At 63.3% G+C, this 21,666-nt stretch carries 21 protein-coding genes, 2 tRNA genes and 1 pseudogene; 14 read left to right on the top strand and 10 right to left on the bottom strand.

Annotation, left to right across the window (positions count from 1 at the left end):
- Positions 1-2: 2 nt before the first annotated feature.
- The gene (locus tag HTY51_RS13445; protein WP_174253195.1) at positions 3-1,142 is read right to left on the bottom strand and encodes a S1C family serine protease; all 1,140 of its coding nucleotides are present in this window, start codon (positions 1,140-1,142) and stop codon (positions 3-5) included.
- 132 nt (positions 1,143-1,274) lie between these two features.
- Here HTY51_RS13445 and HTY51_RS13440 point away from each other — a divergent pair, with 132 nt between their 5' ends.
- The 9 genes from HTY51_RS13440 (at position 1,275) to HTY51_RS13400 (ending at position 7,699) form a co-directional block, all read left to right on the top strand.
- On the top strand, positions 1,275-1,550 hold the full coding sequence (locus HTY51_RS13440; protein ID WP_371733836.1) for a hypothetical protein: 276 nt from the start codon (positions 1,275-1,277) through the stop codon (positions 1,548-1,550).
- On the top strand, positions 1,547-2,305 hold the full coding sequence (locus tag HTY51_RS13435; protein WP_174253193.1) for a Nif3-like dinuclear metal center hexameric protein: 759 nt from the start codon (positions 1,547-1,549) through the stop codon (positions 2,303-2,305). The genes HTY51_RS13440 and HTY51_RS13435 overlap by 4 nt, the downstream gene beginning before the upstream one ends.
- Before the next feature lies 1 nt (position 2,306).
- Positions 2,307-3,374 (top strand): 4-hydroxythreonine-4-phosphate dehydrogenase PdxA, encoded by a 1,068-nt coding sequence (gene pdxA / locus HTY51_RS13430; protein WP_174253192.1) that lies wholly within the window; start codon positions 2,307-2,309, stop codon positions 3,372-3,374.
- 72 nt (positions 3,375-3,446) lie between these two features.
- Positions 3,447-4,058, top strand: a complete 612-nt coding sequence (gene petA, locus HTY51_RS13425; protein ID WP_174253191.1) for a ubiquinol-cytochrome c reductase iron-sulfur subunit — start codon at positions 3,447-3,449, stop codon at positions 4,056-4,058.
- 11 nt (positions 4,059-4,069) lie between these two features.
- Positions 4,070-5,482: a cytochrome bc complex cytochrome b subunit gene (locus HTY51_RS13420; protein WP_174253190.1), complete on the top strand. Its 1,413-nt coding sequence runs from the start codon at positions 4,070-4,072 to the stop codon at positions 5,480-5,482.
- A gap of 14 nt (positions 5,483-5,496) precedes the next feature.
- Positions 5,497-6,252: a cytochrome c1 gene (locus tag HTY51_RS13415; protein ID WP_174253189.1), complete on the top strand. Its 756-nt coding sequence runs from the start codon at positions 5,497-5,499 to the stop codon at positions 6,250-6,252.
- A 156-nt stretch (positions 6,253-6,408) separates the two neighbouring features.
- Complete coding sequence (locus HTY51_RS13410; RefSeq protein WP_174253188.1) at positions 6,409-7,020, top strand: glutathione S-transferase N-terminal domain-containing protein; 612 nt, start codon at positions 6,409-6,411, stop codon at positions 7,018-7,020.
- 11 nt (positions 7,021-7,031) lie between these two features.
- Positions 7,032-7,544: a ClpXP protease specificity-enhancing factor gene (locus HTY51_RS13405; protein WP_174253187.1), complete on the top strand. Its 513-nt coding sequence runs from the start codon at positions 7,032-7,034 to the stop codon at positions 7,542-7,544.
- 79 nt (positions 7,545-7,623) lie between these two features.
- Positions 7,624-7,699: transfer RNA gene (locus HTY51_RS13400), tRNA-Thr, on the top strand.
- Positions 7,700-7,740: 41 nt separating this feature from the next.
- On the opposite strand, the gene HTY51_RS13395 is transcribed toward HTY51_RS13400, so the two are convergent.
- Positions 7,741-8,088, bottom strand: coding sequence for a hypothetical protein (locus tag HTY51_RS13395; protein WP_254606885.1), 348 nt, complete (start codon positions 8,086-8,088; stop codon positions 7,741-7,743).
- Here HTY51_RS13395 and HTY51_RS13390 point away from each other — a divergent pair.
- From HTY51_RS13390 to HTY51_RS13370, 5 genes and pseudogenes are all read left to right on the top strand, one after another.
- Positions 8,083-9,030 (top strand): annotated as a pseudogene (locus HTY51_RS13390) (M23 family metallopeptidase); the annotation flags it as partial. The gene HTY51_RS13395 and the pseudogene HTY51_RS13390 sit on opposite strands and share 6 nt — an antisense overlap.
- 394 nt (positions 9,031-9,424) lie before the next feature.
- Complete coding sequence (gene secA, locus HTY51_RS13385; RefSeq protein ID WP_174253186.1) at positions 9,425-12,169, top strand: preprotein translocase subunit SecA; 2,745 nt, start codon at positions 9,425-9,427, stop codon at positions 12,167-12,169.
- 38 nt (positions 12,170-12,207) lie between these two features.
- Positions 12,208-13,437 carry a bifunctional glutamate N-acetyltransferase/amino-acid acetyltransferase ArgJ gene (gene argJ, locus HTY51_RS13380; RefSeq protein WP_174253185.1) on the top strand — a complete coding sequence of 410 codons (1,230 nt, stop codon included), beginning with the start codon at positions 12,208-12,210 and terminating at the stop codon, positions 13,435-13,437.
- 5 nt (positions 13,438-13,442) lie between these two features.
- Positions 13,443-14,321 carry an ATP-binding protein gene (locus HTY51_RS13375; RefSeq protein WP_174253184.1) on the top strand — a complete coding sequence of 293 codons (879 nt, stop codon included), beginning with the start codon at positions 13,443-13,445 and terminating at the stop codon, positions 14,319-14,321.
- The gene (locus HTY51_RS13370; RefSeq protein ID WP_174253183.1) at positions 14,318-14,794 is read left to right on the top strand and encodes an NUDIX domain-containing protein; all 477 of its coding nucleotides are present in this window, start codon (positions 14,318-14,320) and stop codon (positions 14,792-14,794) included. Before HTY51_RS13375 ends, HTY51_RS13370 begins: the two co-directional genes overlap by 4 nt.
- Before the next feature lie 15 nt (positions 14,795-14,809).
- Here the strand turns inward: HTY51_RS13370 and HTY51_RS13365 are convergent, their stop codons facing one another.
- From HTY51_RS13365 to HTY51_RS13330, 8 genes are all read right to left on the bottom strand, one after another.
- Complete coding sequence (locus tag HTY51_RS13365; protein ID WP_057673754.1) at positions 14,810-15,028, bottom strand: DNA gyrase inhibitor YacG; 219 nt, start codon at positions 15,026-15,028, stop codon at positions 14,810-14,812.
- A gap of 29 nt (positions 15,029-15,057) precedes the next feature.
- Positions 15,058-15,813, bottom strand: coding sequence for a cell division protein ZapD (gene zapD / locus HTY51_RS13360; RefSeq protein ID WP_174253182.1), 756 nt, complete (start codon positions 15,811-15,813; stop codon positions 15,058-15,060).
- Positions 15,814-15,835: 22 nt separating this feature from the next.
- Positions 15,836-16,444, bottom strand: coding sequence for a dephospho-CoA kinase (gene coaE, locus HTY51_RS13355; RefSeq protein WP_174253181.1), 609 nt, complete (start codon positions 16,442-16,444; stop codon positions 15,836-15,838).
- Between the two features lie 3 nt (positions 16,445-16,447).
- Positions 16,448-17,290, bottom strand: coding sequence for an A24 family peptidase (locus HTY51_RS13350; RefSeq protein ID WP_174253180.1), 843 nt, complete (start codon positions 17,288-17,290; stop codon positions 16,448-16,450).
- Positions 17,290-18,507: a type II secretion system F family protein gene (locus HTY51_RS13345; RefSeq protein WP_174253179.1), complete on the bottom strand. Its 1,218-nt coding sequence runs from the start codon at positions 18,505-18,507 to the stop codon at positions 17,290-17,292. The genes HTY51_RS13350 and HTY51_RS13345 overlap by 1 nt, the downstream gene beginning before the upstream one ends.
- 24 nt (positions 18,508-18,531) lie before the next feature.
- Complete coding sequence (gene pilB, locus HTY51_RS13340; RefSeq protein WP_174253178.1) at positions 18,532-20,268, bottom strand: type IV-A pilus assembly ATPase PilB; 1,737 nt, start codon at positions 20,266-20,268, stop codon at positions 18,532-18,534.
- 199 nt (positions 20,269-20,467) lie between these two features.
- Positions 20,468-20,544: transfer RNA gene (locus HTY51_RS13335), tRNA-Pro, on the bottom strand.
- A gap of 24 nt (positions 20,545-20,568) precedes the next feature.
- A complete protein-coding gene (locus HTY51_RS13330) occupies positions 20,569-21,498 on the bottom strand; it encodes a polyprenyl synthetase family protein (RefSeq protein WP_174254282.1) in 930 nt (309 codons plus the stop codon).
- Positions 21,499-21,666 lie beyond the last annotated feature (168 nt).

The raw sequence follows: 21,666 nt of genomic DNA, 5'->3' as shown, positions 1-21,666 counted from the left end.
CTTTACTGCGGAACGCGGCGCGGTTTGGGCCGCACCCCCGGCGTGATGTTGATCTCCAGCGTCCGGTCCTGACGGCGTACGCCGAAGCTGACCGGGCTCCCTGGTTTGAGTGCTGCCACCCGGGTCAGCAGTTCCGAGACGCTTTGCACGGGCTTGCCAGCTACGTTGGTGATGACATCACCCGGGCGGATGCCGGCCAGGGCGGCCGGGCCGTTCTGCAACACGCCGGTGATGATCACGCCCTCGTCCGTCTTGACGCCGAAGGTCTCGGCCAGCTCCGGTGACAGGTCGCTGGGCTCCACACCGATCCAGCCGCGTGTGACCTGCCCTTCCTTGACGATGCTCTCCAGCACCTGCTGGGCCGTAGCCACGGGGATGGCAAAGCCGATGCCCATATTGCCACCCGAGCGTGAATAGATGGCCGTGTTGATGCCCAGCAGGTTGCCGCTGGCGTCCACCAGGGCGCCGCCCGAGTTGCCGGGGTTGATGGCAGCATCGGTCTGGATGAAGTTCTCGAAGGTGTTGATGCCCAGCTGGTTGCGCCCCAGGGCGCTGACGATGCCGCTGGTGACGGTCTGGCCAACGCCGAAGGGGTTGCCAATGGCAAGCACCGGGTCGCCGACCTGCAAGGCGTCGGAATTACCCAGAACAATCACGGGCAGCTTGTCGAGTTCGATCTTGAGCACGGCCAGATCGCTGTCCGGGTCGCTGCCGATCACGCGGGCGCGGCTGCGCCGGCTGTCGTTGAGGATGACCTCGATTTCGTCGGCGCCCTCGATCACATGGTTGTTGGTCAGGATGTAGCCGCCGGGGCTGACAATGACACCGCTGCCCAGGCCCACCTGGGGCTCGTTGTCCTGGTCACCGAAAAAGAAGCGGAACCAGGGATCGTTGCTGTTCGGGTTGCGCCGGGCCGCCTTGCTGGTGTTGATGCTGACCACGGCGGCCGAGGCTTTCTGGGCCGCCAGTCGGAAGCTGCCGGGCGCATGCGTGGTGTTGCGGTCGGAAGGCGCCTGGAAGAGGGCGACGGTTGGCGTTTCACCCGGCTGCATGACCCAGGCAGGCTTGAGCGTGGCCACGACGAAGTAGGCGGCCAGCAGGACGGTGACAGCTTGCGAGAACAGCAGCCAGAATCGTTTCATATGGGAAATTGTAGAGTGCCTGCTGCCATGTTGCCCCGGATCATCCATATTCAGCCCCTTGCCCCGGCCAAGCCGGCCCCGGGCCAGCCCTGCAATGGCTGTGGTGTGTGCTGCCTGCATGAGCCCTGTCCCTTGGGTATCCTGCTCTCGGGGCAGCGCCGTGGCGCCTGTACGGCGCTGCGCTGGGAAGAGGCGGGGGCCCAGTACCGTTGTGGTGCCATGGTGCAGCCACGTGAGGTGCTGCGCGCGGCCCTGCCAGTAGGCCTGGGCTGGCTGGCGCCCGTCCTGCTGCCGCTGCTGCGGCGCCTGGCAGGCCGCTGGATTGCGGCCGGCCAGGGCTGTGACTGCAGTCTGGAGGTGTCGCCAGGCCAGGCGGCCGCACAAACTGACCGACAATCGGCGCCATGACGGACCGCATCCAGCTTTTGCAGGCCTTCGATGCCCTGCTGCAACCCGAGCGCTTTCGCGACTACGGCCCCAACGGCCTGCAGGTGGAGGGGCGCCTGCCGGTGCGCAAGATCGTCTCGGGCGTCACCGCCAGCCGGGCCCTGATCGAGGCGGCGATTGCGGCCCAGGCCGATGCCATCTTCGTGCACCATGGCCTCTTCTGGCGCGGCCAGGACGGCCGCGTGACGGGCTGGATGAAACAACGCCTGGCCCTGCTGCTGGCACATGACATCAACCTCTATGCCTACCACCTGCCGCTGGACGCCCATCCCGAGCTGGGCAACAACGCCCAGCTCGCGGCGCGGTTGGGGCTGCAGGCACAGGCGCGCTTTGGCGAGCAGGACCTAGGCTTCCTGGGGCAACGCACGGATGGGGGTGCCTTTGCCGATGCGGCCGACCTCGCCGGCCATGTGCAGCGAGTATTGAGGCACACGGTCACGGTGGTCGGCGAACCAAGAGGCGCTATCAAAAACGTAGCGTGGTGCACGGGTGGCGCTCAAGGCTATTTTGAGGCAGCCATCGCTGCCGGTGCCGACGCCTTCATCACCGGTGAAATTTCCGAACCGCAGGCGCATTACGCACGCGAGTGCGGTGTCACCTTCATCGCCTGCGGTCACCATGCCAGCGAGCGTTATGGCGCGCCGGCCGTGGCGGGGCATGTTGCGGCACAGCTGGGGCTGGTCCATGAGTTCATCGAGATCGACAACCCGGCCTGACATGACGCGACCGCTGGCCATCACCTTGGGCGATGCCGCCGGCATCGGGCCGGAAATCATCGCCAAGGCCTTTCGCGATGCCCCCGACCTGACGCGCGGCTGCTTCGTGGTGGGTGACGCAGCCACGCTGCGACGCGCCACGCAGCTGATCCGGCGCGAAGGCGAGGCTGTCCAGTCGCTCGTGCTGCTGGACAGCGCAGAGGAGGCGCTGTCAGCGCCGCCGCATTGCCTGCCGGTGTTGCAGGTCGAGGCACTGGCGGCTCCCGTGCCTTTTGGCCGCATCAGCGCCGAGGCGGGTCGTCTGGCCGGGCGTTGCGTGGTCTGGGCGGCACAGGCCGCCTTGCGTGGGGAGATTGCCGGTCTGGTCACTGCGCCCTTGCACAAGGAGGCCCTGGCTGCCGCCGGGGCGCCTTTCGATACCTTTCCGGGACATACCGAGTTGCTGCAGGCCGAGGCGGCCGCCTTCCTGGGCCAACCGGTGAGCGAGCTGCCGGTTCGCATGATGCTGGCCAATGACGAGTTGCGCACCGTGCTGGTCAGCATCCATGTGTCGTTGCGCGAGGCGATCGAGGCGGTGACTGTCGACAATGTGCTGCAGACGCTGCGCATCACCCATGCGGCATTGGCCTCCATGCTGGGCCGTGCGCCACGCATTGCCGTGGCTGGCCTGAACCCGCACGCGGGCGAGGGAGGGCTGTTCGGGCGCGAGGAGCTCGACATCATTGCGCCGGCCCTGACGCAGGCGCGTGCCGAGGGACTGGATGTGCAGGGACCTTATGCCCCCGATACCGTGTTCATGCGAGCGCGTGCACGCGACGGCCAAGCAGGTGAATTCGATGTGGTGGTGGCGATGTACCACGACCAGGGATTGATCCCTGTCAAATACCTGGGCGTCGAAAAAGGCGTTAATGTCACCCTGGGTTTGCCGCTGGTGCGCACGAGCCCGGACCATGGCACGGCCTTCGACATCGCGGGGACCGGGCAGGCCGATGCGAGCAGCCTGATCGAGGCGCTGCGCATGGCGCATCGCCTCTCGGACGCACGCAGTCAGCGCCTGGAGGTCGGCTAGAATCATCAGCTGATCTGTATGGTCATATAAGTCAGTAAGCATATAACCCGGTAGACTTGATTGAGGATTTCCATGAGCGACACGCTTGCCGATAAGAGTCAGATGGACCCGAGCAAACGGACGTGGCTGATTGCCACTGGTTGTGCAGGTACCGTGGGTGGCGTGGCAGCCGCCATTCCCTTCATCAGCACTTTCCAGCCTTCCGAGCGCGCCAAGGCGGCCGGTGCGGCGGTCGAGGTGGACATTTCTGCTCTCAAGCCGGGCGAGAAGGTGACGATCGAGTGGCGCGGCAAGCCGGTCTGGATCATGCGCCGCACACCCGAGCAGCTGGCCACCCTGGAAAAGGTGGAAGGCCAGCTCGCCGATCCGAATTCCGATCGCAAGGCCTATCCGACCCCCGATTACGCCAAGAACCGCCATCGCTCCATCAAGCCTGAGCTGTTCGTCGGTGTCGGTATCTGCTCGCACCTGGGTTGCTCGCCGTCCGACAAGCTGCAGCCGGGCGCACAGCCCTCGCTGCCGGACGACTGGCAGGGTGGTTTCCTCTGCCCCTGCCACGGTTCGACCTTCGACATGGCCGGCCGCGTGTTCAAGAACAAACCGGCGCCCGATAACCTGGAAGTGCCGCCCCACATGTACCTGTCCGACAGCAAGCTGCTGATCGGCGAAGACAAGAAGGCTTGAGGAACAAGAACATGGCTGAATTCAAGGAAATCGCTGCCGACGCTCCGGTGGTGGCCAAGGTCACCAACTGGCTGGAAAACCGCTTCCCGACCGCGTTCGACGCCTACCGTGTGCACATGTCGGAGTACTACGCTCCGAAGAACTTCAACTTCTGGTATTTCTTCGGCTCGCTGGCCATGCTGGTGCTGGTGATCCAGATCGTGACCGGCATCTTTCTGGTCATGCACTACAAGCCCGATGCGGCCCTGGCCTTCGGCTCGGTCGAGTACATCATGCGCGACGTGCCCTGGGGCTGGCTGGTGCGCTACATGCACTCCACCGGCGCCTCCGCCTTCTTCGTGGTGGTCTACCTGCACATGTTCCGTGGCCTGATCTACGGCAGCTACCGCAAGCCGCGTGAGCTGGTCTGGATCTTCGGCTGTGCGATCTTCCTGGTGCTGATGGCCGAGGCCTTCATGGGCTACCTGCTGCCCTGGGGCCAGATGTCCTACTGGGGCGCCCAGGTGATCGTGAACCTGTTCTCGGCCATTCCCTTCATCGGTCCGGACCTGGCCCTGCTGATCCGTGGCGACTACGTGGTCGGTGACGCCACGCTGAACCGCTTCTTCAGCTTCCACGTGATCGCCGTGCCCCTGGTCCTGCTGGGCCTGGTGGTGGCCCACCTGCTGGCCCTGCACGATGTCGGTTCCAACAATCCCGACGGCGTCGAGATCAAGGGCCCGAACGCACCCAAGGATGCCAAGGGCAAGCCGCTGGACGGCATCCCCTTCCACCCCTATTACACGGTGCACGACATCATGGGCGTCAGCGTGTTCCTGATGGTCTTCTCGGCCATCGTGTTCTTCGCGCCCGAGTTCGGTGGTTACTTCCTGGAGTACAACAACTTCATCCCGGCTGATCCGCTCAAGACCCCGGCGCACATCGCCCCGGTCTGGTACTTCACGCCCTACTACTCCATGCTGCGCGCCATCACCACCGAGATGATGTACGCCCTGATCGCCTGCGTGGTGCTGGCGGCTGCCCTGGGCGTGCTGCGCACCCAGCTGTCGATGCTGGGCAAGGGTGTGGTGATGGGGGCTGCTCTGGTGCTGATCGCGCTGATGCTGGCCATCGATGCCAAGTTCTGGGGTGTGGTCGTGATGGGTGGCGCCGTGGTCATCCTGTTCTTCCTGCCCTGGCTGGACAACTGCGCGGTCAAGTCGATCCGCTACCGTCCGGACTGGCACAAGGTCCTCTACGGCATCTTCGTGATCAACTTCGTCATCCTGGCCTACCTCGGCGTGCAGGCGCCGTCGCCGATCGGTGAGCGCGTGTCGCAGGTCGGTACCTTGTTCTACTTCGGCTTCTTCCTGCTGATGCCCTGGTGGAGCCGTCTGGGTCAGACCAAGCCGGTGCCCAGTCGCGTGACTTTCGAGGCGCACTGAGCCGGAGAAACAAAATGAAAAAAATTATTCTTGCCCTCACCACTTTCTTCGTGTTCAGCACGGGTGCGCTGGCTGCCGAAGGCGGCATCGCCTGGGACAAGGCACCCGGCAACACCAGCGACCATGCTTCGCTGCAGAACGGTGCCAGGCTCTTTGTCAATTACTGCCTGAACTGCCACTCTGCCGCCTACATGCGCTACAACCGCCTGCAGGACATCGGTTTCACCACCGAGCAGATCAAGGACAACCTGCTGTTCACGACCGACAAGGTCGGCGAGACCATGAAGGCGGCCATCGATCCAAAACAGGCCAAGGAATGGTTCGGCGCCAACCCGCCCGACCTGACCGTGATCGCCCGCTCGCGTGCCGGCCATGGCGGCACCGGTGCCGACTACCTTTACACCTTCCTGCGCACCTTCTATCCGGACGCCACCAAGGCCACGGGCTGGAACAACCTGGCGTTTCCCAGCGTCGGCATGCCGCACGTGCTGTGGGAGTTGCAGGGCCAGCGTCGGCCGCTGGTCGAGATCCGCAAGGAGCACGGCCACGACGTGGAGATCTTCAAGGGCTGGCAGCAGGTGACACCTGGCACCATGACACCCCTGCAGTACGACCAGGCGGTGGGTGACTTGGTGAACTTCCTGCAGTGGATGGGCGAACCCTCCCAGAACACGCGCGTGCGTGTGGGTGTCTGGGTCATGCTTTTCCTGCTGGTCTTCACCCTGATCGCCTGGCGACTCAACGCGGCCTACTGGAAAGACATCAAGTAAGCGCCTGTTTTGACTAATTTTGCACCAAAACGGTGCAAAACTTGCTATTTATAGAGTGGGTTTGCGACAATGCAGCCCACTCTTTTAGTTTCGACCTGATCTGCTCACAGATCAGTCTGCCCTGAAACTAGGTTTTGATTTTTAGGAGCTTCCCCCATGATGGTGTTGTACTCGGGCACGACCTGCCCCTTCTCCCACCGCTGCCGCTTTGTCCTGTTCGAGAAGGGCATGGATTTCGAGATCCGTGATGTTGATCTCTACAACAAGCCCGAAGACATCAGCGTCATGAACCCCTACGGCCAGGTGCCGATCCTGGTCGAGCGTGACCTGATCCTGTACGAGTCGAACATCATCAACGAGTACATCGACGAGCGTTTCCCGCATCCGCAGCTCATGCCCGGCGACCCGGTTGATCGCGCCCGCGTGCGCCTGTTCCTGCTCAACTTCGAGAAGGAGCTGTTTGTCCATGTATCCACGCTCGAATCGCGTGCCGCCAAGAGCAACGAGAAGGCTCTGGAGAAGGCCCGCTCGCACATCCGCGACCGCCTGACCCAGCTCGCCCCGGTGTTCCTGAAGAACAAGTACATGCTGGGCGATAACTTCTCCATGCTGGACGTGGCCATTGCCCCGCTGCTGTGGCGCCTGGATTACTACGGTATCGAACTGAGCAAGAACGCGGCGCCCCTGCTGAAGTACGCGGAGCGCATCTTCTCGCGCCCGGCCTACATTGAAGCGCTGACGCCGTCCGAGAAGGTGATGCGCAAGTAAGGCCTGTCTCCGTGTCCACGACGAGTGCCAGCGGGACGACATCGACCCGCCCCTATCTGATCCGTGCTCTTTACGAGTGGTGTACCGACAACGGCCTGACGCCCTATGTGGCCGTTCGGGTCGATGACACGGTGCGCGTGCCGCGCGAGTACGTCAAGGACGGCGAGATCGTCCTGAACATCAGCATGGACGCCACCAGCGCCTTGAAGCTGGGCAATGACTACATCGAGTTCAAGGCCCGCTTTGCTGGCGTGGCGCGCGACATCATGGTGCCGCTGAACCGGGTCATGGCCATCTATGCGCGCGAAAGCGGTCAGGGCATGGCTTTCCCGCTGGACGAGGAGGAGCAGGCCTCAGGTCCGATGACTGACGAAGCGGGTGCCGCGGCAGCCGAGCCCGAAACGCCCCCCACCCCGACGCCCATGCTGAGCAGTGTCGAGCCGGCACGCAGCGAGGGGGGGGATGAACCCGAGCCGCCACGACCCGGCGGGGCGGGACGCCCTGCGCTCAAGCGCATCAAGTAAGGCAGTCGGCGCAGGGGGCTGGCACCCTGCTGCCATCTGTCCCGGGCCTCGGGGGGGCGTACAGTAAAATTGCCAGCGCGCCGATTTAGCTCAGTTGGTAGAGCAACCGCCTTGTAAGCGGTAGGTCGTCAGTTCGAATCCGACAATCGGCACCATTTCCGGTCAAAAATCTCTCTTTGGCCTGCTTTTTGCATAGTCAGCGGGCAGGCGGAATTTGTACTTTGAGCCGGATTGCGCTAACCTCCCAGCCTTTGGTGCGCAAATGAGCCTCCATCGCTGGCAGAAGCTGGCGGATCTTGGCAGCAGCAGCGTTGCTGTTAACAATCAGACACCAAATTGAACCGTCGATCGGCCCCGCTATGACGGCGGGGCGCAGCACGGCCGGTATCATCGCTTCAACAGCTTTGAGCCGGGCGACGGAGTCCTTGCTGAGCTCGCTCAGGCGGGTCAGCATCGGCGATTCCTGTGTGGCCTGCAGCAGCGTGACTGTCTGATGGCGGCGGGTCGTCATTCGAGGGTGGGTAAAGAGGGAATAGAGATGCATTTGATTATCACGGATGCATGGCTGGCCAAAAGCCGTGCAATACATCTGAGTGGTACCAAGCTGCTGCTGGCCGGCCTGAGCCTGTCCTTCGCACTGATGCTGGTGGCTGCGGGTCTGTACCACTGGGTGTTCCTGAAGGGCGCCCGTGAAGGCTGGCCTGTGATTGGTGCGCTGGTCAAGCTGGTGGTCAAGGACGAATTCGCCTTGCGGGACCGCTTCATGCGCGAAAACCTCGATGTCATGGCGCGTCGCCTCGGTGAGATGCAGGCCAAACTGCTGCAACTGGAATCCCTGGGTGAGCGTGTTTCCGGCCTGGCCGGCATCAATCCTGCCGACATCCGGGCCAAACCTGGCCAGGGTGGCGCTCTGGTGTCGGGCCGTCCCCTGACCATGGAGGAACTGGAGAAAACCCTGGCGGATCTGGACCGCGTGACGGCCCAGCGCACCGACCTGATGGCTGTCGTCGAATCCCGCCTGTTCGAGCAGAAGGTTCGTACCATGATGATCCCGACCCAGCATCCTGTTGCCTTCGGGGGAGCCGGGTCCGGCTTTGGCTGGCGCATCGACCCGTTCACCGGCCGCTCGGCTCTGCACACCGGCATCGACTACCAGTCTTCGACCGGAACGGCCATCCTGGCGGCCGCTGGCGGTGTGGTGGTTACCCAGGAATTCCGGCCGGATTACGGCAATATGGTCGAAGTCGACCATGGCAAGGACCTGATCACGCGGTATGCCCATGCATCCAAGGTCATGGTCAAGAAGGGCGATCTGGTCAAACGGGGGCAAAAGATCGGCGAAGTGGGCACCACCGGGCGTTCAACGGGCCCGCACCTGCATTTCGAGGTACTAGTACGTGGCGTACCCCAGGACCCGCACAAGTTCATGAGCGCCAGCCGCAGTCAGCCAGCCCAGCAACTGGCGCTGGCTTCAGCAGCGCCAGCGCCGCTGGCGGTCAAGGCCCCGGCCCCGGTGGCAGCGACCATTGTTGCCCCTGCCCAGACCAAGGCGCCCGCTGTGGCGACAGCCCTGGGCGTCGCTCAGCCTCAGGTCAAGGCGGTGGCGCCATCGGTTCCCACGCCGCCGGTTGTTGCTGCGCCTGTGCCAGCAAGCATCGCCGCGGCCAAGCCGGCCACCGTCGCTCCTGCTGCCGACGCCGTGCCTACGCCGGCAGCACCCGCCCCGCCAGCGCTACAAAGGTAGAATCAAGCGCTTCGCGCTCCCGGCGCCGCAAGGCGACGGGATCAGCTGTTGCCTTAGCTGGCGACACTCATCATCTAGACAGATAAGGATTGCACGGCTCTGCCGGTTTCGGAACCAGCAGGGTGGTGCGGCGTTCATGGGCATCAACATCCTCACCAAAATATTCGGCAGTCGCAATGATCGGCTGCTCAAGCAATACCGCGGCGTGGTCGTCCGCATCAATGCGCTGGAACCTGAATTCGAAAAGCTGGACGATGGCGCCTTGCAGGCCAAGACAGGCGAATTCCGTGAGCGCATAACGAAAGGCGAAAGCCTGGAGGCGCTGCTGCCAGAAGCGTTTGCTGTGGTCAGGGAAGCCTCCAAGCGTGTCATGAAGATGCGTCACTTCGATGTGCAGCTCATGGGCGGCATGTCGCTGCACCAGGGCAAGATATCGGAGATGCGGACGGGTGAGGGCAAGACCCTGACCGCCACCCTGCCGGTCTACCTCAATGCGCTGACGGGCCAGGGTGTGCACGTCGTCACGGTCAATGACTACCTGGCCAATCGTGACGCCAAGTGGATGGGGCGGCTCTACAACTTCCTGGGTCTCACGGTGGGGGTGAATCTGCCGCAGATGTCGCGTCAGGAAAAGCAGGCCGCCTACGCTGCCGACATCACCTACGGCACGAACAACGAATACGGCTTCGACTATCTGCGCGACAACATGGTCTACGAGGTGGTGGACCGCGTGCAGCGCGGCCTGAACTACGCCATCGTCGACGAGGTCGACTCGATCCTGATCGACGAGGCGCGCACGCCGCTCATCATCAGCGGCCAGGCGGAAGACCATACCGCGCTGTACCTGGCCATCAACAAGCTGGTGCCGGGCCTGACGCGCCAGGAGGGCGAGGCCGATCCCCGCACCGGTGAGGGAGTGATCAAGCCCGGTGACTTTACGGTGGACGAGAAGAGCCACCAGGTCTTCCTGACCGAGATGGGCCATGAAAAGGCTGAGGCCCTGCTGGCCCAGGCCGGCCTGCTGCCCGAAGGCGCCAGTCTTTACGACCCGGCGAACATCACCTTGGTCCACCATCTTTATGCCGGCCTGCGGGCAAGGCACCTGTACCACCGGGACCAGCACTATGTGGTCCAGAACGGCGAGGTCGTCATCGTCGACGAGTTCACGGGCCGTCTGATGACCGGCCGGCGTTGGAGCGACGGCCTGCACCAGGCCGTCGAGGCCAAGGAGGGGGTGGCGATCCAGGCCGAGAACCAGACCCTGGCTTCCATCACTTTCCAGAACTATTTCCGTCTCTACGGCAAGCTGGCCGGCATGACCGGGACGGCGGATACCGAGGCTTACGAGTTCCAGGAGATCTACGGCCTGGAAACGGTGGTGATTCCGCCCAACCGACCGAGCAGCCGGGACGACCAGCTCGATCGCGTGTACAAGACCACACGCGAGAAGTACGAGGCGGCGATCACCGATATCCGCGAGTGCTACGAACGGGGCCAGCCGGTGCTGGTGGGGACGACCTCGATCGAGAATTCGGAAATTATTGCGCAGCTGCTGGAGAAGGCCAAGTTGCCGCACCAGGTGCTCAACGCCAAGCAGCACGCACGCGAGGCGGACATCATCGCCCAGGCCGGACGCCCCAGGATGATCACTATCGCCACCAATATGGCGGGCCGCGGGACCGACATCGTGCTGGGCGGCAATGTGGAGAAGGCCATCGAAGGGATCGAAGCCGATACTTCGCTGGACCCGAACAGCAAGCGGCAGAAGATCGACGCGTTGCGTGTGCAGTGGAACCAGGAGCATGAGAAAGTTGTGGCTCTGGGCGGCCTGCGCATCATCGCCACCGAGCGCCACGAGTCACGTCGCATCGACAACCAGCTACGTGGTCGTTCCGGCCGCCAGGGTGACCCCGGCTCTTCGCGTTTCTACCTGAGTCTGGACGATGCGCTGATGCGCATCTTTGCCGGTGACCGCGTGCGTGCCATCATGGACCGGCTCAAGATGCCCGATGGTGAGGCCATCGAGGCCGGCATCGTCACGCGCAGCATCGAGAGCGCCCAGCGCAAGGTCGAGGCGCGCAATTTCGATGTCCGTAAGCAGCTGCTTGAATACGACGATGTGGCGAACGACCAGCGCAAGGTGATCTACCAGCAGCGCAATGCCATCCTCGACGCTGAAGTGCTGTCGACGCAGATCGCCTCGCTGCGCGAAGGCTGTTTCACCGACCTGGTGCGTCAATTCGTGCCGGCAGAGTCGGTGGAAGAGCAATGGGATCTTCCGGCGCTTGAAAAAGTGTTGCATGACGAATGGCAACTGGACTTGTCCCTGCAAAGCCTGGTGCAGGATGCCAGCGCGATCAGTGACGAATACGTCCTGGAGAAGGTGATCGCCGCGGCGCATGCGGCTTACGAAGCCAAGGTGACACAGGTTGGCGCCGGCAATTTCACCCAATTCGAGCGCATGGTGCTGCTGCAGAGCATCGACACACAATGGCGCGAGCATCTGAGCGCATTGGACTACCTGCGCCAGGGCATCCACCTGCGCGGTTACGCGCAGAAGCAGCCCAAGCAGGAGTACAAACGCGAGGCTTTCGAGTTGTTTGGCCAGTTGCTGGATTCCGTCAAGAATGAAGTGACGCGTGTGCTCATGACGGTGCGCGTGCAGTCTAGCGAGCAGATCGAGCAGGCGGCCGAGGCCATGGAGAGCAAGGCTGAACACATCGCCAACGTGACCTATACCGCGCCGTCGGAAACCGGCGAAGTGGTGACCACTGTCGACGCTGCAACCCAGGTGGCTGCCGTGGCGCGTGTGGGCCGCAACGAACCCTGTCCCTGCGGCAGCGGCAAGAAGTACAAGCATTGCCATGGCAAGCTGAGCTGAGGCCTTCCTCGTATCCCTCATCGTTCACGAGTCGCACCATGCCCGTCAACCTGTCTGCTCCCAATCCGGCTGAACTCTTTCCCATCGCAGGGGTGCGCATCGGCGTTGCCGAAGCCGGTATACGCAAGGCCCATCGAAAAGACCTCACGGTTGTACTGCTCGATGAGGGCGCTTCGGTGGCCGGTGTCTTTACGCAAAACCGTTTCTGTGCCGCACCGGTGCAAGTCTGTCGCGAGCATCTTGCCGCGGGCCGCGGTATCCGCGCGATGGTGATCAACACGGGGAATGCCAACGCGGGCACCGGGCTGGAAGGTCTGGCACGTGCGCGAAGCACCTGTGCGGCGTTGGCCAAACAACTGAAGATTGCGCCGGAGCAGGTGTTGCCGTTCTCGACGGGCGTGATCATGGAGCCCTTGCCCCACGAGCGTATCGAGGCCGGCTTGCCGGCGGCACTGGCCGATGCGCGCCAGGACAACTGGATGCGCGCGGCCGAGGGGATCATGACCACTGACACCATGCCCAAGGCCTTTGGTGCACAAGTCACCATCGCTGGCACCAGGGTCAGCATCACGGGCATCAGCAAGGGGGCCGGCATGATCCGCCCGAATATGGCCACCATGCTCGGTTATATGGCGACCGACGCCTGTGTCAGCCCGGCCGTGATGCAGCAGCTGGCGCGTGAGTTGGCAGAGGGATCGTTCAATCGCGTCACGGTTGATGGCGACACGTCCACCAACGACTCCTTCGTTGTCATTGCCAGCAACAAGGCGGCCCATCCGGTGATCGAATCGCTGGACAGCGCCGAGGGCCGGCAGCTCAAGGCGGCCATGCTCGAGGTGGCGCGCAAGCTAGCCCAGGCCATCGTGCGCGATGGCGAAGGGGCCACCAAATTCATGACCATCCGCGTGCAGGGCGGCAAGAATGCCGAAGAGTGTCGCCTGGTGGCCTATGCCATTGCCCACTCGCCGCTAGTCAAGACGGCTTTCTATGCCAGCGATCCGAATCTGGGGCGCATCCTGGCCGCGGTGGGTTATGCCGGCATCGCCGACCTCGACCAGAGCCGCATCGATCTTTTTCTGGACGATGTGCATGTCGCCGTACAAGGTGGGCGCAACCCGTCCTATCGCGAGGAAGACGGCCAGCGCGTGATGAAACAAAGCGAGATCACAGTGCGTGTGGTGCTGGGGCGTGGCCAGGCCGAGGATACGGTCTGGACCTGTGACTTCAGCCATGAGTACGTAACCATCAACGCGGATTACCGTTCCTGATCTTCATGCAGTCCCAACTCGAACGCCTGCTGCTCCGCGCCGAGCACCTGATGGCGCGCATCGAATCCATCCTGCCCCAGCCTTTGAGCCAACCGGACTGGGAGGCATCGATTGCCTTTCGCTACCGCAAGCGCAGCTCGGGCCACGGCGTCATCGAGCCGGTGCGCCACGTGGGCGCGATGAAGCTGGAGCATCTCAAGGAAATCGATCAGCAGAAAGAGAAGATCCAGCGCAACACCGAGCAGTTCGTGAACGGCCTGCCGGCCAACAACGTGCTGCTCACCGGGGCGCGCGGAACGGGCAAGTCCTCGCTGATCCGGGCCTGCCTGCATACCTATGCCGAGCAGGGTTTGCGCCTGATCGAGGTCGACAAGTCCGATATGGTGGATTTGCCCGATATCGTTGAGGTCGTGTCGCAACGTCCCGAAAAGTTCATCGTCTTCTGCGATGACCTGAGCTTCGAAGACGGCGAACCCGGCTACAAGGCATTGAAGTCCATCCTCGATGGCTCGGTATCGGCCACTACGGCCAATGTGCTGATCTACGTGACGAGCAACCGCCGCCACCTGTTGCCCGAGTACATGAAGGACAACCTCAGCTACAGCCACACCGAGGACGGCGAGATCCATCCCGGTGAAGTGGTGGAGGAGAAGATCTCCCTGTCCGAGCGCTTCGGCCTGTGGGTCAGTTTCTACCCCTTCAGCCAGGACGAGTATCTGAGCATCGTGGCGCAGTGGCTGTCGTCCTTCGGTGTCTCTCAGTCCGCCATCGCAGCCGCCCAGCCCGAAGCGCTGGTCTGGGCACTTGAGCGTGGTTCCCGCAGCGGTCGCGTGGCCTACCAGTTCGCCAAGGACTATGCCGGCAAGCATGTTGGCCAGGCATGAGCAGCCGGCCCCTGGTCGCTGATGGGGACCGCCCGCGTGAGGGCGGGTCAGACCGGCCGGTGACCGAAGTCGCCGTTGGTGTGTTGATCCAGCCGGATGGACGCTTCTTGTTGACCTCCCGTCCTGACGGCAAGGTCTATGCCGGCTACTGGGAGTTCCCGGGCGGCAAGCTGGAGGCTGGGGAAGGCGTGGCGCAGGCGCTGGAACGCGAGTTGCATGAAGAACTAGGTATTGAAGCGTTGGAGATCCAGCCCTGGAAGAGCGAACTGGTCGACTATCCGCATGCGCTGGTGCGCTTGAACTTCTGCAAGGTCACGTCCTGGCGTGGCGAGCTGCAGATGCGCGAAGGCCAGTCCTTTGCGTGGCAGCAACTGCCGGTCCAGATGACCCCCGTGCTACCTGGCGCCGTACCGGTGTTGCAGTGGCTGGCCGAAGAGCGCGCTTATACAGGCGCTATCCGCGCCTCAGTCTGAACTCCGGCGCGCAGGCTATTGCAGCTTGGGGTCGCCGAATTCCTGGTCATCCGGTGGTGCGTCGGCCGGCATGCGGAAGTTTTCACTGGCCCAGGCGCCGAAATCCATTTTCTTGCAACGCTCGCTGCAAAAGGGCCGGTAGGGATTGCTGGGGGCGTAAATGCTGTCGCCGCCACACGTCGGGCAGGGTACCCGTCTTGCCTGGTCTGCTGACGTGTCAGTGGGACGTTGCATGGTGCAATGGCGTTACTGGGACTGAAGTCTCAGGAGCACAGAGTCAGGTCGAACGAAGCGTCCTGGTTGCTGGCATGCAGACGGTCATCGGCTTCGAGACGCATCAGACGGATCGAGACGATCAGGCGATTGCCACTGATTTCCGGAATCAGACCCAAGGCAGGGTCGATAGTCAGGCGCAGCAACTGGAAAGTGCGTCCCTGGGGCAGGGGCTGCTGGTACTGGCCACCCGGTGCCATGACTTTTTGCGGTACACCCGCGTCCCGCAGCAGCGTCAACAGCAGGCCGATGGCATCGGCGATGGGGGTCAGGGTGGCAATCCAGCGCTGCAGGTCGGTGCGGCGCTGGTCGCCCGTTTGGTGTTGCCAAGCGAAGTATGCCGGCAGATCAAAGGCGCACGTACCCCCCGGAATGCCGATGCGGCTGCGGATGCTCATGAGCCAGTCGTTCTCGGTCAGGTGGTGGCCTGCCTTGCCGGAGAGGTTGTTGAGCTGGCTGTAGCACTGCTCGACCTGCTGCAGGACTTCGTCGAGCACGGACTGGGCAATGCTCGGATTACCCCGGTAAGCATTGAGGATCTGTTTTTGCCGGTCCAGGTCACGCAGCACATCGGATTTGAGGTCGGCCCGGGCGCCTACGTCCATGACTTCGAAGAGGCTGGCCAGGGCGTAGTGGTGGTCCAGTGCCTCGTCGCGCGCGACCAGCTCGAGCAGTCGGCGGAACAGGTTCTCCAGACGCAGATAGGTCCTGATGCGCTCGTTGAAGGGATATTCGTAGGTGATCACGCTGGTACTTCCGGACGGCGAATCATAGCCCGAAGCGACGTGCCAGGAGCCCGACCAGACGTGCCAGTTCAGGCAGGTCCAGACCGTCGTTGCAGATCACGTGGTCGGCCGCCTGCAGGCGCAGGTGACGGCTCACCTGCTGCGCGAGGATGCGCTCGACCTCGTCGCGGCTGAGCCCGTTGCGCCGCATCACCCGTTCGATCTGGGTCTCGGGTCGGCAGTCCAGCACCAGCACCTGGTCGAGCCGGGCGCGCCAGTGGGCGGATTCGACCAGTAGCGGGATATCAAAGACGATGCAGGGGTAGCCAGACGCGATGGCTGCCTCGGCCTGGCGCCTAGTTTCCAGACCGACCAGCGGGTGCACGATCTGTTCCAGCCGTCGGCGTGCCGTGGGGTCGCTGAAGGCCAGGGCGCGCATGCTGTCCCGATCAAGCGCGCCTTCGGGGGTGATGAAGGCCGGACCGAAGGCCTGCCGGATGGCATCGATGGCCTGGCCACCTGCCGCCGTGGTCTGGCGGGAAATCGCATCGGCATCGATGATCGCGGCCCCGCGCTCGGCCAGCATCCCGGCTACCGTGCTCTTGCCGCTGCCGATGCCGCCGGTGAGGCCGAGACGTGTCACGCCCCGCATCGTTCACAGCCCGACAGAACGCAGGATGCTTTGCGGCCCGAAGATCATGGCGGTCAGCCCGGCGGCAGCCAGAAAGGGGCCGAAAGGCACATAGCCGCCTTCACGCAAGCCAGCGCTGAATTTCAGGGCGATGCCGATGATGGCGCCGATCACTGAGGCCATCAGGATGATGGGCACCAGTGCGGTCCAGCCGAACCAGGCCCCCAGGGCCGCATAGAGCTTGAAATCGCCAAACCCCATGCCTTCCTTGCCGGTGACCAGCTTGAAGCTCCAGTACACCAGCCACAAGGCCAGATAGCCGGCGACGGCGCCCCAGAGGGCGTCTGCCAAGGGCACGTTGTTCCATTTCAGTGTCGCCGCGATGAGGCCGGCCCAGAGCAGGGGCTGGGTGATGCTGTCGGGTAACAGCGTGGTGTCCCAGTCGATCAGGGCCAGGGCGACGATGGCCGCCGAGAAACCACACCAGACCAGACCCATCGGGGTGGCACCCCAGCTCCAGACACAGTAGAAGAACAGGGCGCCGGTGGTCAATTCGACCAAGGGATAGCGCGGGCTGATCGGCGTGCTGCAGGCCGAGCATTTGCCACGCAGAAAGAGGTAGCTCAGCACGGGGATGTTTTCGTGCCAGCGGATCTGATGGCCGCACTTCTGGCAACGTGAACGCGGCAGCACCAGGTTGAAGGTTTCCGTCTGCGGCAAGTCCTTGCCGGCGAGTTCGGCGCACTCTTCAGCCCACTGCCGTTCCATGATTTTTGGCAGGCGGTAGATCACCACATTGAGGAAACTGCCGATCATCAGCCCCAGCACGCCGGCCAGGCCGGCATCAAACACCTGCGAGACCAGCATCAGACCACCTGGCCCAGCTTGAAGATGGGGAGGTACATCGCGACCACGATGCCACCGACGATGGTGCCGAGGAACACGATGATGATGGGTTCCATCAGGCTGGAGAGGCCGGCGACCATGTCATCCACCTCGGCTTCATAAAAATCGGCCGCCTTGCCCAGCATGTGGTCGATCGAGCCGGACTCTTCGCCGATGGCACACATCTGCAGGACCATGCTCGGGAACAGATGCGCATTGGCCATGGCCGCCGTCAGGCTGGTGCCGGTGGAGACTTCGTGCTGGATCTTGAGGGTGGCTTCTTCATACAGCCAGTTGCCTGCGGCACCGCCCACGGAGTCCAGGGCTTCCACAAGTGGCACACCGGCCGCGAACATGGTGGAGAGCGTGCGGGTCCAGCGCGCGATGCAAGATTTATCGATCAGTGCACCGAAGACGGGGATCTTCAACATCAGCCGATCCATGGCCTGCTGCATCTTGCGGTTGCGCTGCCAGGCCTGGAAGAAGAAGTAGAGGCCGCCGCCGATGCCGCCGAAAATCAGCCACCACCAGGCGACGAAGAATTCACTCATGGCGATGACCATCAGCGTCGGGGCTGGCAGGTCGGCGCCAAAGGAAGAGAAAACCTGCTTGAAGGCCGGAACGACGAAGATCATGATCACGGCGACCACAACGAAGGCCACCACGACCACCGAGATCGGGTACATCAGCGCCGACTTGATCTTGGACTTGATGGCCTGGGTTTTTTCCATGTAGACCGCCAGGCGGTCCAGCAGCTGATCCAGGATACCGGCCTGCTCGCCTGCTTCGACCAGGTTGCAATAGAGGTTGTCGAAGTAGATCGGGTACTTGCGGAAGGCGGTGCTCAACGATGTGCCGGTCTCGACGTCGTTGCGGATGTCGTTGAGCAGCCGTGTCACGCTCGGGTTGGCATTGCCGCGACCCACGATGTCAAAGGCCTGCAGCAGGGGCACGCCGGCCTTCATCATGGTAGCCAGCTGGCGCGTGAACAGGGTCAGGTCCTTGGCGGTGATCTTCTTGCCGGATCTCATCCGGCGTTTCTTGACCTTGCCGGGCATGATGCCCTGGCGGCGCAGCGAGGCGAGCACCTGGTTCTCGCCGGCGGCGCGTATCTCCCCGCGCACCATCTTGCCGTTGCGATCCTTGCCTTCCCACTCGAAGACCACTTCCTTGGCGTTCTTGGATTGTGCTGTTGCCATGCTGTCCCCTGAAGCTCCCGCTTGTTATTCGTTGGTGACGGCCAGGACTTCTTCGAGCGAAGTCAGGCCCTGCTTGACCTTGTGCAGGCCGGACAGGCGCAGCGAGCGCACCCCCTCGGCCTGCGCCTGCTTGGCGATTTCCAGGGCGGAGCCATCACGCAGGATGATGCGCTGCAGCTCCTCGGTGATCGGCATGACCTGGTAGATGCCCACACGTCCCTTGTAGCCGTTGTTGCAGGCGGAACAGCCGACCGGGCGGTAGTTGATCCAGGAGCCGTCCAGCTCGTCCGGCTGGAAGCCCGCATCGAGCATCGTCTTCTTGGGGATCTCGGCCGGTGCCTTGCAGTTCGGGCACAGGCGGCGCGCCAGACGCTGCGCCGTGATCAGGATCACGCTGGAGGCAATGTTGAACGGGGCGATCCCCATATTGCGCATGCGCGTGAGGGTGGTGGGCGCGTCATTGGTGTGCAGCGTGGACATCACCAGGTGACCGGTCTGGGCCGCCTTGATGGCGATGTCGGCGGTCTCCAGGTCGCGGATTTCGCCGACCATGATGATGTCGGGATCCTGGCGCAGGAAGGATTTGAGCGCGGCGGCGAAGGTCAGGCCGGCCTTGTCGTTGACGTTGACCTGGTTCACGCCCGGCAGGTTGATTTCGGACGGGTCCTCGGCCGTGGCGATGTTCACCCCCGGCTTGTTCAGCAGATTCAGACAGGTGTACAGCGACACCGTCTTGCCCGAGCCGGTGGGGCCGGTGACCAGGATCATCCCGTAGGGACGGCTGATGGCCTTGAGCAGCCGTTCTTTTTCTTCCGGTTCGTAGCCCAGCGCATCGATGCCCAGCTTGGCGCTGTTCGGGTCCAGGATACGGATCACGATCTTTTCACCGAACAGCGTGGGCAGCGTGCTGACCCGGAAATCGATGACGCGTTCGGGGCCGACCTTGAGCTTCATCTTGCCGTCTTGCGGCACCCGCTTCTCGGAGATGTCCATCTTCGAGATGACCTTGATGCGCGAGGCCAGCTTGTCCTTGATGGCCACGGGCGGCGAGGCGATCTCGCGCAGTTCGCCGTCGATGCGGAAACGCACCCGGTAGTTGTGCTCGTAGGGCTCGAAATGCAGGTCCGAAGCGCGCATGCCGATGGCATCGATCAGCATCTTGTGCAGGAACTTGACGACCGGCGCGTCGTCCACCTCGGAAGTGGCGGACTCGGCGCTGTCGCTCACGGCCTCGGTCGTGAACTCGTCGAATTCGATATCACCACCGACGATGTTGTCGATGGCTTCCGAGGCCGAGGTGGCGTGGACTTCCACCAGCTTGAGCAGCTTGTCATATTCCGCAATGACCCAGTCCACGCCCATCTGGCTGGCAAACTTGATCTTTTCTGCGGCGGCCTGATCAGAGGGGTCGGCCGTGGCGACCACCAGCCGGTTGGTGCGCTTGCCCAGGACCACCACGCGGTAGTCATGGCAGATCTTGGGGTCCAGCAGTTCCTTGGGCAGGCGTTGTGTGTCGACGGCGTCCAGGTCGATCAGCGGGGCGGCGAATGCCGCTGACATGGTGTGGGCCAGATCCGCAGCAGAAACGGCTCCCGAACCCGTGAGTTCGGCGATGAAACTGGTGCGGTTGCTGGACGCCTTGCGGAACAGTTCCTCGGCCGACTTCTGCTCCAGCTTGCCAGCCAGAATCAGGGCGCGCCCCAGTCCGGGCAGGGCAACGGGAGCATTTTCGCGGTGGATGGCGGTATCTACGGCGGCCATGGACTGTGGTTTTTTCGAAATTCCGGGGGTGAGGAAACCCACGGATCATCGCCGATTGCCCGGCTGATGTAAACGAAAGCACGGCGCCATTTTGCAAGCAGACGTAGCGGCGCAACATGGAAAAGATGCAGTGGGAAGGCCTTACCGGGCTACCCAGGGGGATACCCGAGCCCCTCGGGGCTGGAGCAAGGCAAGTGATTGGTCGGAATGAGAGGATTCGAACCTCCGACCCCTTCGTCCCGAACGAAGTGCGCTACCAGGCTGCGCTACATTCCGATGTCCCGAACTGCCGGGTGGGCGTCAAGACTGACGCGCCAGCAGCTGAGACGCCAATTGTATCAAACTGGCGGCATGGGGTCCGGCGGGCAGGCACTGCGCTGCCGCAACGGCGCGCTCTGCTTCGCGGGCAGCGGCCTGGCGTGACACGTCCAGCGCCCCGGTGCGCCGCACGATGGCGATCACCTGGTCCAGTTCCTCCACGGAGCCGTGTTCGATGGCGTCGCGGATCAGCTTGCGCTCCGGGTCCGTGCCGCGCTGCATGGCGGCGATCAGCGGCAAGGTCGCCTTGCCCTCGCGCAGATCGTCCCCCAGGCTCTTGCCCATCACCGTGGCATCACCGGCATAGTCCAGCACATCGTCGATGACCTGGAAAGCCGTGCCCAGTGCCTGGCCGTATTCGGCGCAGGCCTCTTCCAGGGGGGTCTCGGCCCCCGCCAGGATGGCGCCGCAGCGGGCGCTGGCCTCGAACAGCTTGGCCGTCTTGGAGCGGATGACCTGCAAGTAACCGGCCTCGTCCAGGTCGGCGTTGTGCATGTTCATGAGCTGTTGTACCTCCCCTTCGGCGATGACGTTGGTGGCGTCGGCCAGCACTTGCATGATGCGCATGCTCTGTGCGTCCACCATCATCTGGAAGGCGCGCGAATAGAGAAAGTCGCCCACCAGCACGCTGGCAGGGTTGCCAAAGGTCTCGTTGGCCGTGGCGTTGCCGCGGCGCAGGGTGGAATCGTCCACCACGTCGTCGTGCAGCAGGGTGGCCGTGTGGATGAACTCGACCACGGCCGCCAGGTTGTAGCGCTGCTCACCACGGTAGCCCAGGGCGCCACAGGCCATCAGCAGCAGGGCCGGGCGCAGGCGCTTGCCGCCGGCGCTGATGATGTAGCGCGCCACCTGGCCCACCAGAGGGACCCCGGAATCCAGCTTTTCGGCAATGACACGGTCCACCTCTCGCATGTCGTCGGTTATCAGGGCAAGCGGGGCGGCGGGGTGGGGGGCGTTCACGAGTGGGATGGAGGTAAACCGGTGCGGGATGGCCCGATTATAGGAAGATGGCCCCCCGCCCTAGGCGGCCTCCAGGATGGCCATGTCAGTGAGTGCAAACCGTGCTACAATATTCGGCTC

The organism is Rhodoferax sp. BAB1 (assembly GCF_013334205.1).
Classification (GTDB): Bacteria; Pseudomonadota; Gammaproteobacteria; order Burkholderiales; family Burkholderiaceae_C; genus Hylemonella.
Note: the sequence above shows the minus strand (reverse complement) of the source record. Positions and strands in the feature narration are given on the sequence as shown.

Excerpts from the sequence above, each read along its gene's own strand:
- HTY51_RS13445 (WP_174253195.1), bottom strand. The coding sequence starts at position 1,142 with ATGAAACGATTCTGGCTGCTGTTCTCGCAAGCTGTCACCGTCCTGCTG.
- HTY51_RS13435 (WP_174253193.1), top strand. The coding sequence starts at position 1,547 with ATGACGGACCGCATCCAGCTTTTGCAGGCCTTCGATGCCCTGCTGCAA.
- pdxA (WP_174253192.1), top strand. The coding sequence starts at position 2,307 with ATGACGCGACCGCTGGCCATCACCTTGGGCGATGCCGCCGGCATCGGG.
- petA (WP_174253191.1), top strand. The coding sequence starts at position 3,447 with ATGAGCGACACGCTTGCCGATAAGAGTCAGATGGACCCGAGCAAACGG.
- HTY51_RS13420 (WP_174253190.1), top strand. The coding sequence starts at position 4,070 with ATGGCTGAATTCAAGGAAATCGCTGCCGACGCTCCGGTGGTGGCCAAG.
- HTY51_RS13415 (WP_174253189.1), top strand. The coding sequence starts at position 5,497 with ATGAAAAAAATTATTCTTGCCCTCACCACTTTCTTCGTGTTCAGCACG.
- HTY51_RS13410 (WP_174253188.1), top strand. The coding sequence starts at position 6,409 with ATGATGGTGTTGTACTCGGGCACGACCTGCCCCTTCTCCCACCGCTGC.
- HTY51_RS13395 (WP_254606885.1), bottom strand. The coding sequence starts at position 8,088 with ATGCATCTCTATTCCCTCTTTACCCACCCTCGAATGACGACCCGCCGC.
- secA (WP_174253186.1), top strand. The coding sequence starts at position 9,425 with ATGGGCATCAACATCCTCACCAAAATATTCGGCAGTCGCAATGATCGG.
- argJ (WP_174253185.1), top strand. The coding sequence starts at position 12,208 with ATGCCCGTCAACCTGTCTGCTCCCAATCCGGCTGAACTCTTTCCCATC.
- HTY51_RS13375 (WP_174253184.1), top strand. The coding sequence starts at position 13,443 with ATGCAGTCCCAACTCGAACGCCTGCTGCTCCGCGCCGAGCACCTGATG.
- HTY51_RS13370 (WP_174253183.1), top strand. The coding sequence starts at position 14,318 with ATGAGCAGCCGGCCCCTGGTCGCTGATGGGGACCGCCCGCGTGAGGGC.
- HTY51_RS13365 (WP_057673754.1), bottom strand. The coding sequence starts at position 15,028 with ATGCAACGTCCCACTGACACGTCAGCAGACCAGGCAAGACGGGTACCC.
- coaE (WP_174253181.1), bottom strand. The coding sequence starts at position 16,444 with ATGCGGGGCGTGACACGTCTCGGCCTCACCGGCGGCATCGGCAGCGGC.
- HTY51_RS13350 (WP_174253180.1), bottom strand. The coding sequence starts at position 17,290 with ATGCTGGTCTCGCAGGTGTTTGATGCCGGCCTGGCCGGCGTGCTGGGG.
- HTY51_RS13345 (WP_174253179.1), bottom strand. The coding sequence starts at position 18,507 with ATGGCAACAGCACAATCCAAGAACGCCAAGGAAGTGGTCTTCGAGTGG.
- pilB (WP_174253178.1), bottom strand. The coding sequence starts at position 20,268 with ATGGCCGCCGTAGATACCGCCATCCACCGCGAAAATGCTCCCGTTGCC.
- HTY51_RS13330 (WP_174254282.1), bottom strand. The coding sequence starts at position 21,498 with ATGCGAGAGGTGGACCGTGTCATTGCCGAAAAGCTGGATTCCGGGGTC.